The sequence below is a fragment of the Arthrobacter sp. genome (assembly GCF_031179385.1).
Lineage (GTDB): Bacteria > Actinomycetota > Actinomycetes > Actinomycetales > Micrococcaceae > Arthrobacter_D.
This window is the reverse complement of sequence record NZ_JAPSHV010000040.1, coordinates 12,808-23,208: the sequence shown is the minus strand read 5'-3', so window position 1 is coordinate 23,208 and position 10,401 is coordinate 12,808. Positions and strand designations below refer to the sequence as shown.

Here is a 10,401-nt window from a genome sequence, read left to right as displayed (position 1 = left end):
AGCGGGACGCTAGAGGCGCGCCGCTGCCGGATCGAACGGCAGCGGTACCTCGCTTCCCGCATGTCTGCCGGCCGTCTGAGCGGTAACCCGTCGCATGTGGTGCCTGCGGCAGAGCGTTTCGTAGCCGATGACCGGGCCGGCGGGCGCGTCGAGTTCGTCCAGGCCCCCTCCTGCCAGTCTCGGCTGATGTGGATCAGCTTCAGCGGCCGGCGACTCCACATCGCCAACCACCATCTGCTCGCCCTCCACTACCATGACGCCGTCCACCGTGCGTGCGTTATGGGTGGCTCGCCGTCCGCACCAGCAGAGCGCCTCGACCTGGAGTACCTGTGTTCTGTCAGCCAGTTCGATGAGCCGCTGCGAGCCAGGGAAGAGCTGGGTGCGGAAGTCGGACGTTATTCCGAACGCAAACACGTCGATATCCATGTCATCAACCACACGCGCGAGCTGCTCGATCTGCTCGGGAGTATAGAACTGGGCCTCGTCGCAGATGAGATAGTCAACGCGTGTCCCGTGGGTGCGCCGTCGTACGAGTTCTTCCCAGAAATCAGTGTCCGGGCGGACCTCCACTGCTTCGGTTTTGAGGCCCAGGCGACTGGAGATAACCGACTCGCCGGCCCTGTCATGGGAGCTGAAAAGTAGCCCGCCGCGACCACGCGCACTGTGGTTGTGATCCATCTGGAGTGCGAGCGTGGACTTGCCGCAGTCCATGGTTCCGGAAAAGAACACCAGTTCAGCCATCCGTCAGCGCCCGACTATCCGGGCCGGGCCGGGCCCGGGTTTCTTCAGGGTGAGCAACGGCACCTCGCGTTCGGCGCGCGTGACCGACCCATGCTGGCCAATCACCTGAAGGGCCGAGGCGGGCACCCGGCGGGTGTCGTAGAAGGCCACCGGCTCCCTCGCCGCCACCAGGATGTTCCCGATGCGCGGCACGACGTCCGGCGCAACGCTGCCGAAGTACCCGGCAGCAATCGCCTCCTCACGGGTAAGGATCCAGGCTCGCGCGGCGTGGGCGTTCCGCCACGAAGCCAGGAGTTGTTCCATACCAGCGTCGGGAAGGTCAGGTTCTGTATAGAGGTGGACCATGCGGGGCTCGCCGCCTGTGTGGGCCACGCCGTCAACCAGGTCGGCATCAGCGGAGAAGTCGATCTGTTGCGCCTGTGCCACGTCCACCATGCCGTGGTCGGCCGTCAGCAGCAGCAGGGTGTGCGGTGGAAGCTTCGCGGTGAGGAGACGCATGGTCCGGTCGAGGTCCTCGAGCCTGTCCCCCCAGTCCGGCGAGGCGCAGCCGGAGCGGTGCCCCGTCTTGTCCAGGTCGTTCAGGTAGAGGTAAACCAGAGCCTGGTCGTTGGCCGTCAACGCCTGGCACACGGCCTGGACGCGGGCTTCGGGAGTGCTGCCCGCGACATAGGCTCCGCCTCGCAGAGCTGCCCGGGTGAGTCCGGAGCCGTCAAAACGGGCAAGTCCGACGCTGGTGACGGACACCTGTTCCGCAACCCTTTCGAACACTGTTCGGTGCGGCTGCCAGCGTTCAGGCCGGACGGCGGCATCCCATCCGCCCAACATGTTCACGATCCTGTCCTGCTCCGGATCGAGAACGTCGTAGCCTACGAGGCCGTGCTGGCCGGGCGGCAGGCCGGTACCGAGCGAGGCGATGGCTGCCGCCGTCGTGCTGGGAAACACGGAGCCGAGCTTGCGCGATGAGTCAAGGAACTGGCGCAGGAAAGGTGCGTGCCCGGAGCGCTGGCGCAGCAGGGCCGCACCGAGCCCGTCCACCAGGACTACGCAGACCTTCCGGGCTGAGGGCAATTCAAGGGTATTGACGAACCCGGGAAGCCCGAGGGCTGCGGCGGAACTGGTGAAGACCTCAGCGACCGTTGAGCGGCCATAGGCGGGTGCAGCCGGGAGTGGCTCCCGGTGAAGGGGTGTCGCTGTCACGTGTCGGGTTACCGCCCGTGGTGAGCGCGGCTGAAGCGGGTGGCCAGCCCCGGTTGCCGGCGGTTGGCGCTTGGCTGATTGACGACGACGCCGGCGACAGTGGGATTCGCGGTGCTCACCGTACGCAGGGCGCGGGCGAAGGACTTGGCGTTCTGGACGGCCTGCAGTCCGTCGGCTTCTGCGCTGACACGCAGCACGATGTCTTCCTGGGCGATGGTTCCGGTGTAGCCGTGGTCGGCGTCGCACTGGGGGTCGCCGCAACTGGCGGGTCCCATGTCGAGTCGCTGCCCGCCGGACCACGCGATTCCGAGGGTGAGCTCGCGGGCCGGATCCGATGGCTTGTAGTTCTGCGGCTGGGAGTACAGGTAGCTGAGCACTACGGAGCGGATCTGGCTGACCGGAACCGACTCGGTGGAAACCTGCGCGGTCACCTGTTCCCCGGCGTCGTCCAGTTGCTGGTCATCAACGTGCGTGACCACCAGCATGTCCTCGGTCAGGACAAGGACGGTGATGTGCCGGCGCACTTCCGTGCGTTCGAAGTGGGTTTCCAGGTGGACCACATGGGACAGCGGTTCCCTGCCGTCCAGGGCGTCGTGAACGACGTCGGCCACCAGTCGCGGGTAGAAGCCCGCTCGTTCAAGGGAGGCATCCAGGTCGCGGCGTTCCGCCGACAGCGATGGAGTCATGCTTCCAGTGTGACTTATCGCGGTAGCGCACGCCTAACCGGAAGGCACCCGGCAGCAGGCACCTGCACCGCCTCAGTCGCGCATGGCACGACGCGCGCTGTCGGTGCGCTGCCGGGGATTGCCGACGCTGATTTCAGCATTGAGCACAGCGAGTCCGGCAGGTGAGACAAGGACCGGATTGAAGTACAGCAGGGCGATCTCGGGATGCCGGTCCTTGAGCAGGGCGACGCGCAGAAGCAGTTCTTCGACAGCAGGAATATCCACCGGCGGCAGCCCCTGATAGCCGCGCAGCCGTCTGCTTGCCCGCGGGGTCCTGACCAGCTCGGCAGCGTCCACGGTGGTCAGGGGCGGGATGCCGTGGGCCCAGTCATCGAGCAGGTTGACTGCGTCTCCGGCCAGCCCGAAGGACACCACCGGGCCCAGGAGCGGATCCTCAATGGCCCGGATGACGCAGGCCTGGCCGGCGGGCGCCATGGTCTGGACCTCGAGACCGGGGTCGCCGAACGCTTGCAGTTCGGCACGCATGGCCGCGATTCCGGCACGCAACGCGGGCGCGTCAGCGATGTTGAGCCGGACTCCCCCGAAGTCCAGTCGGTGGCGGAGATTCTCCTCCACCGACTTCAAAGCCACCGGCCACCCGAGCGAATCAGCGGCCTCGACCGCTTCCTCGGGGGAATCAAAGGGAATCGACGGCAGGAGCTCGATTCCGTAGCTAGCCAGCAGTCTGGCGGTTTGGGTGCTGTCCAGACGCCGCAGCCCGACGTCCCTCACGTCGGACAGGGCGTGGCCGAGCACGGCGGCGGCGTTGTCGTCATCGATGCCGTCGAGCTCGGCGAAGACACCGTGCTCGCGTTCACGCCACCGGCTGTAGCGAACGACGGCGCCAAGGGCTGACACTGCCGCTCCGGGGCTGCCGAAGCAGGGTACGCCGGCGCCCTCGGCCGGATGTTCCGGCATGGAGGAGCGCCCGTCCCTGTCCGGCCACAGCCCTTCAAGCTGCGCGGCGGAATCGAGCACCCCGGCGAAACAGGCGACCACGGGCTTCCCCGCGGCCGTACCGCATTCGTGCAGCACGGGCAGGATCTGGTCGGGAGCCAGGCCGACCGCGGGGATGAGGGTAAGGACCAGCGAATGGACCGCTGCGTCCTCAAGCGCTTCGCCCAGCGCAGTTCTGAGGGCGGAAAGGGCAACGGACTGGCCCGCATCGAGGTCGAGGTGCGCGTTCATCCGGACGACGTCGAGCTCCTGGGACTCGGCGGCGTCGGCGAGGACCTTGCCCAGCGCAAGTGAGTTGCTGAAGATCGCGACGCCCGGTCCTGACGGGACCGGCTGCCCGACTACGATCTGTGCAACGTCCATCAGCTGCTCGGTAGTTTCGACCCGGATCACGCCGGACTGGCGCAGCATTGCGTCCAGTGCACCGCTCGGTGCCTGTGTTGTCCGAACGGCGTGACCCGGCGGCAGTTGCAGCCCCATGACGTCGGACTTGGCGACGATGACGGGCTTCAGCCGCGACAGCCGGCGGGCGATCCTGGAGAATTTGCGGGGATTGCCGATGGACTCGAGGTAGAGAGCAACTGCACGGGTCTTCGGGTCGTCTTCCCAGTACTGCATGGCGTCATTGCCGGAGACATCGGCGCGGTTCCCCGCTGACAGGGCTGAGGACAGGCCAAGGGACCGCCGGCTTGCGGCGGCGTGAAGCATCACGCCGATGGCAGCTGACTGACTGAAGAGCCCCAGCCCTCCGGCTTCCGGCAGGATCGGTGCCATCGACGCGTTCAACCGGACGCCGGGTTCGGTGTTGATGATGCCGAGCGATGCCGGGCCCACCACGCGCATGCCGTAGGAGCGCGCGCTGTGCACCAGGGCACGCTGGCGTGCCAGCCCCTCGCCGCCGTCGTCCGCGAAGCCTGCCGTGACCACCAGCAGGCCTTTTACGCCGGCCCGACCGCATTCCTCGGTCACGGCGAGGACCTGATCATACGGAACCGCGATCACTGCGAGATCGACGGGGCCGGGCACCTCCCCGATGGAACCGTAGGCCACCATGCCGTTGAGCTCGAAGGCTTCAGGATTCACCCCGGCGACGGGCCCGGTGTAGCCGCCGTCGACGATGTGCTCGAGGAGTGAGTAGCCCACGCTCCCCCAGCTGCGGCTGGCTCCTATCACCGCAACCGACGACGGCGTCAGCAAGGTCTGCATGCTGCGTGCCTCGGCGCGGTGCTCCCGTGCTTCCATGACCGCGCGGGATCTGTCCGTGGGGTCGATGTTGAAGGTGAGTTCCACCACGCCGTCATCAAAGTGCCGGTCCACCTCGTAGCCTGCTTCGGCGAACACAGTGATCATCTTCCGGTTCTCGGGCAACACCTCGGCGGTGAAGCGCCGGATGCCGTTCTCCCTGGCGGCGGCCGCGAGGTGTTCGAGCAGGATCGATCCCAGTCCCTTGCCCTGGTAGGCGTCCGAGACGTTGAAGGCGACTTCGGCTTCGTCGGGGTCGTCGAGGCGGTCGTAGCGGCCGATGCCGATGATGTCCTGGCCGCGGGTCACCACGAAGGCGACCCGTCCGACGTGGTCAACCTCCGTGAACCGCTTGAGTTCCTTGGCGCTCAAGGAGGACTTGTAGGTGAAGAAGCGGAGGTAGATGGACGCCTGCGACTGCCGCATATGGAAGGCCTGGACGGCGTCCGCGTCGAGGGGCGAAATGGGCCTCAGATGGCCTGTTGAGCCGTCGCGCAACACGACGTCGGCCTCCCAATATTCGGGGTATAGTCCGTCAGCCACCATAGACTCACAGTAGTGGGCGGTTGCGGCTGGCGTCAGCTAAGCACAGTTGCCGCCGGGAGACTGCCGCCGCCAGACTCCACGACTGTTACGCATTCAGCTGCCGAAGGACCCGAAACACCATGGCCAGGCGCCAAGCCACACCACCGGATACGGACTACACCGAGAAGATCATCGACATCGATGTCACCTCCGAGATGGAGGGCTCCTTCCTGGAGTACGCCTACTCGGTCATCTACTCGCGAGCCCTTCCAGATGCCCGTGACGGATTGAAGCCGGTGCAGCGCCGCATCCTGTACATGATGACGGACATGGGTCTGCGACCTGACCGCGGGCACGTGAAATCGGCTCGCGTGGTCGGTGAGGTCATGGGCAAGTTGCATCCCCACGGCGACGCTGCGATCTACGACGCCATGGTGCGAATGGCACAGAACTTCTCGCTCCGGCTTCCGCTGATCGACGGACACGGCAACTTCGGCTCGCTCGATGACGGCCCCGCCGCCGCCCGTTACACCGAGGCGCGGCTCGCCGCAGCAGCGCTCACCATGACTGACCACCTCGGCGAGGATGTCGTCGACTTCGTTCCGAACTACGACAACCAGCTCACGCAGCCGGAGGTCCTCCCTGCGGCGTTCCCCAACCTGCTGGTCAACGGAGCGACGGGCATCGCGGTCGGCATGGCCACGAACATGGCACCGCACAACCTTGGCGAGGTCATCGCGGCGGCCCGGCACCTGATCGACAACCCGGACGCCACCCTCGAAGACGTCATGCGCTTCGTGCCGGGACCCGACCTCCCGAGCGGCGGCAAGATCGTCGGGCTGGACGGCATCCGGGATGCGTATGCGACCGGACGCGGATCCTTCAAGACCCGAGCCACCGTGGAGGTCGAACAGCTCTCCGCGCGCCGCACCGGTCTGGTGGTCACCGAGCTGCCGTACATGGTGGGCCCGGAAAAGGTGATCGAGAAGATCAAGGACGCCGTCACAGCGAAGAAGCTGCAGGGTATCTCGGACATCGTGGACCTGACCGACCGCACCCACGGGTTGCGCCTGGTCATCGAGCTGAAGAACGGCTTCAACCCCAACGCGGTGCTCGCCCAGCTGTACCGCTATTCGCCGATGGAGGACTCCTTCGGCATCAACAACGTCACACTGGTGGACGGCCAGCCGCGCACGCTCGGGTTGCTGGAGCTGCTGCAGGTGTACATCAGCCACCGCATCTCGGTGGTCCGCCGACGCACCGCCTACCGGCTGGGGAAGAAGAAGGACCGCCTCCACCTGGTGGAAGGCCTGTTGATCGCCATCGTAGACATCGACGAGGTCATCCAGATCATCCGGTCCTCCGACGAGGCCGCGGCAGCCCGCGAGCGGCTCATGGCCATCTATGACCTGACCGAAATCCAGGCAAATTACATCCTCGAACTCCGGCTGCGCCAGCTGACCAAGTACTCGCGGATCGAGCTGGAGAAGGAGCAGGAGGAACTGCGCAGGGAAATCGCCGAGCTCGAAGAGATCCTCGGTTCGGAAGAGAAGCTGCGCGGTCTCGTTTCGGATGAACTCGCTGCAATCTCGGAGCAGTTCGCGACCCCGCGGCGTACGGTCCTGCTTGAGTCGGAGGCCAGCGCACCGCTGAAGGGCACAGTGATGCCCACGCCGGCCGGAAATGGAGCAAAGGCTCCCCTGGCGCTGGAGATCGCGGACGACCCCTGCTGGGTCATCCTGTCGACGTCCGGCCAGCTCGCGCGCACGACCGGTCAGGAGCCCATGTCCGACGGCGGACAACGGGTGAAGCACGATGCCTTCACCTCGGTGGTCGCAACCACTGCGCGGGCGGAGATCGGCGCGCTCACCTCCGCCGGGCGCATGCTGCGGCTGCAGGTCGTGGACATGCCCGCTCTTCCTCCCACGAACGGCATTCCCAATCTGGCCGGCGGGGTTGCGGTCAAGGAATTCATCACTCTGGAGCGCGGTGAATCGCTGGTGGGCCTTGTCCCGCTGGACAAATCCTTCGCGATCGGCACAGCACAGGGAGTGGTCAAGCGGGTCGTTCCGGACTACCCGCTGAACCGGGACGACTGGGAAGCGATCACGCTCAAACCCAAGGACAGCGTGGTGGGACTTGCGGCAGCAGATGACGCCGACGAGCTCGTGTTCATCACCCGACAGGCGCAGCTGCTTCGCTTCGCGGCCTCCGGGGTTCGGCCGCAGGGGCGCCTGGCCGGCGGAGTGGCCGGCATAAAGCTCGGGGCAGATGACGCTGTTCTCTTCTTCGGTGCGGTGCGCGGGGCGGATCCTGCCGCCGTCGTCGTTACCATAGCCGCCGGAAGCGAGGCGCTGCCTGGCACCACGCCCGGCTCCGTCAAGGTGACGGAATTCGCCGAATACCCGGCAAAGGGGCGGGCGACAGGCGGTGTGCGCTGCCACCGTTTCCTGAAGGGCGAGGACCATTTGGTGCTGGCCTGGGCCGGGCGTGGACCTGCGCGTGCCGTATCAGCGACCGGCGTTGCGCGGGCGCTTCCCACGGAACACGGACGACGCGATGGCTCGGGAGTAGCGCTCTCGCAGCCGGTGGAGGCGATCGGGCCGAACCCCGTTCCGGAGGGCTAGGACCCTTCCGGGGGCGGTGCGGTCTCTACTCCGGCTGGGCGAGCTGCTTCTCGAACGCCATCGACCGGCGCGTCGGGGTGTATCCCATGCGCTCGTACAGCCCGAGAGCGCCGGAGGGATTCTCCGTGTCCACGCCGAGGGCGGCGTTTTCCATACCGCTTGCCTTGATGCGGCGCATGGCTTCGGCGAGCAGAGCCGGCGCAAGGCGTCGTCCGCGCCAGTTCCGGCGCACGCCCAGCAGTTCGGTGTAGCCCTCGTCGTGCCCGACCAGTTCCTTGGATTCCGGGTCGTAACTGGCGATCTCGTAGGCGGCGACCTCACCGGATGAGTTGTCAATCACGGCCAGGCTCCAGTCAGCGCGGAACTCGGGGTGCGTCACTGTGAACCGCCAGCTTTCCTCGTCGCGCGGTTCGCTTCCCCAGTGGTCCTGGAACGCTTCATTGTGAGCCAGGCGGATTGCCTCTGAGAGTTCGTCGCTGAAGGTCACGATCTCGAATTCCGGGTCGAGGTCGACCTCCGGGATAGGCTCCGACAGATCCCTCGTCATCTCAGTGAACCACCGGACAACGGTGGCGCCCGCAGACTCCATCAGGGCCTGGTGCCCGGGATTGCTCTCCTCGACATAAGAGCGGATGAAACCGCCCGCTATCTCTGCGTCCTCCAGCCGCTTGCGCGCGCGCTCGACCTGCCAATGGTGGATGGATTGGCCGAGACCGCGTCGCCGCCAGGCGGGGTCGACACCGCCGAATACATGCACGAGGTTCGACCCCGGATTGGCACTGATACGTCCGAACGCCCGCGGGATGCCCTCCCCGTCAACTCCGAGGATGGTATCCAGTTCAGGGTTGTTCTTCGACGCCTGAAGGACTTCCTCGAGATCTGCCCGCTGCTCGATCCAGTCGGGCTTGTCCTCGACGGCCATCCGGCGGAGCAATCCCTCCCATCCGTCGATGTCCGCGTCCGAGATGGGCCGCCAGCTCAGCTGCTGGTCGACGGGCGTCAGGTCAGGCGTAGGCATGATCCCAGCGTAGGTGATTGCCTGCGCCGGCGAGCGCAAGTTCGACGCCGGTGTCACAGGTCAGCGCTTCCTCTCGATCGTGGGTGACGAGGAGCACCGGCCTGTCCCCTACGCCCCCGCGCAGATCGTGCAGAAGCCGGGCTGCGCCGTCGGAATCCAGGTGGGCGGTTGGTTCGTCGAGGATCAAAGCCGGCGCTTCAGTCAACAGTGCGCGGGCCACGGCAAGGCGCTGCCGCTGACCGCCGGAAAGCCGGTTTCCGCCCGCCCCGATCCTTGCATCCAGTCCGCCGCTTCGATCACGCACAGTGCCCGCCAGCCCAACGGCATCCAGTACACGCCACAGCTGTTCGTCGTCGACTGTGCTGTCCGGACCCCGGGCAAGCAGGAGGTTCGCCCGGACGGATGAATCGAACAGGTAGCCTTCCTGCGGACACCAGGCGGCGGGAAGTCCGTCCTCGCGGTGCGCTTCAGGCTTGACCACATACCGGCCGCGGCTGAGGGGAAGGAAACCGAGCAGGGCGCCGATGAGCGTGGACTTACCGCTGCCGGAGGGTCCGGTGAGCGCGGTCCAGGTTCCGCTGCGCAGCTCGAGGGTCACCGCTTCGACTATCGCTTTGCCCGGCTCGTAGCCCACGGCGGCGTCAACCAGCGCAAGCACCGGTGCGTCTGCCCCTGAATGGGACTCAGGGCGCGGCTTTGCCGTACTGCCTCCGTGAGGTGAAGGAGTGAGATGCACGTCGAGCCGCCGGGTCACCGCACCGAGCGGCGCCCACTGCTGCACGGCGCTGACGCCGAGCGCGAACGGCTCGATCAGAGCAAGCTGCATCAGCACGACGACGGCGACCACCTCAGCGGATTGCCCGCCTGACCCTGCGAGGATGGCGATCGCGGTGCTCACACAGCCGAGGATCACGAGCGCCTGGCCTGTACCTGCCGCCCAGGAGCTTCGCCGCAGGCCGCGGGCGGCGCGGGCTTCAAGGCGCGCAAGCCGGTTGAGGGCACGATCCGTGAGGCCGTTGACGGAGACGTCCCGAGACGCCTGTAGGAGACCGGCCGTTTCGGCAAGTGATGCCGCACGCAGCCGAATGCCTGCCGCCCCCGCCGAGCGCTCCGCCAACAGTGCGGCTGCCGGGGCGGCCACAAGCCCGACGGCGATTGCGAACACTTGCCAGCCCACCGCTTCCGGCAGGAGAAGTGCCGTGGTTACGACGGCCGCGAGGCCGGTCAGGACGGCGGTGAGGGGTGGGAACACCGCCCGGGCGGCCGTATCGCGAAGCTCATCGATATCTCCCACGAGCCGCTCGATTCCGCCCGAACCGCGCGAAAGCGAACGCCAGGATTCGGCGCGGCCGAGGAGCACCCGCCATAA

7 protein-coding genes are annotated in these 10,401 nt (G+C 66.6%); 1 reads left to right on the top strand and 6 read right to left on the bottom strand.

The annotated features are described in order from the left end of the window. Nucleotides 1-9: 9 nt before the first annotated feature. The 4 genes from RIF85_RS07870 to RIF85_RS07855 all read right to left on the bottom strand — a co-directional run bounded on the left by RIF85_RS07870 (nucleotide 10) and on the right by RIF85_RS07855 (nucleotide 5,408). On the bottom strand, nucleotides 10-741 hold the full coding sequence (locus RIF85_RS07870; protein WP_309071357.1) for a thymidine kinase: 732 nt from the start codon (nucleotides 739-741) through the stop codon (nucleotides 10-12). A gap of 3 nt (nucleotides 742-744) precedes the next feature. Next, nucleotides 745-1,938, bottom strand: a complete 1,194-nt coding sequence (locus RIF85_RS07865; protein ID WP_309071356.1) for an alkaline phosphatase family protein — start codon at nucleotides 1,936-1,938, stop codon at nucleotides 745-747. A gap of 8 nt (nucleotides 1,939-1,946) precedes the next feature. After that, nucleotides 1,947-2,624 carry a DUF5998 family protein gene (locus RIF85_RS07860; protein WP_309071355.1) on the bottom strand — a complete coding sequence of 226 codons (678 nt, stop codon included), beginning with the start codon at nucleotides 2,622-2,624 and terminating at the stop codon, nucleotides 1,947-1,949. Between the two features lie 72 nt (nucleotides 2,625-2,696). Then, complete coding sequence (locus RIF85_RS07855; protein ID WP_309071354.1) at nucleotides 2,697-5,408, bottom strand: GNAT family N-acetyltransferase; 2,712 nt, start codon at nucleotides 5,406-5,408, stop codon at nucleotides 2,697-2,699. 119 nt (nucleotides 5,409-5,527) lie between these two features. On the opposite strand from RIF85_RS07855, the gene RIF85_RS07850 reads away from it, so the two are divergent. Continuing rightward, nucleotides 5,528-8,014 carry a DNA topoisomerase IV subunit A gene (locus RIF85_RS07850; RefSeq protein ID WP_309071353.1) on the top strand — a complete coding sequence of 829 codons (2,487 nt, stop codon included), beginning with the start codon at nucleotides 5,528-5,530 and terminating at the stop codon, nucleotides 8,012-8,014. Nucleotides 8,015-8,039: 25 nt separating this feature from the next. On the opposite strand, the gene RIF85_RS07845 is transcribed toward RIF85_RS07850, so the two are convergent. Both RIF85_RS07845 and RIF85_RS07840 read right to left on the bottom strand, forming a co-directional pair. Next, on the bottom strand, nucleotides 8,040-9,032 hold the full coding sequence (locus RIF85_RS07845; protein ID WP_309071352.1) for an N-acetyltransferase: 993 nt from the start codon (nucleotides 9,030-9,032) through the stop codon (nucleotides 8,040-8,042). Next, nucleotides 9,019-10,401: ATP-binding cassette domain-containing protein (locus RIF85_RS07840; protein WP_309071351.1), on the bottom strand; the 1,383-nt coding region annotated here is incomplete at its 5' end. The genes RIF85_RS07845 and RIF85_RS07840, both read right to left, overlap by 14 nt.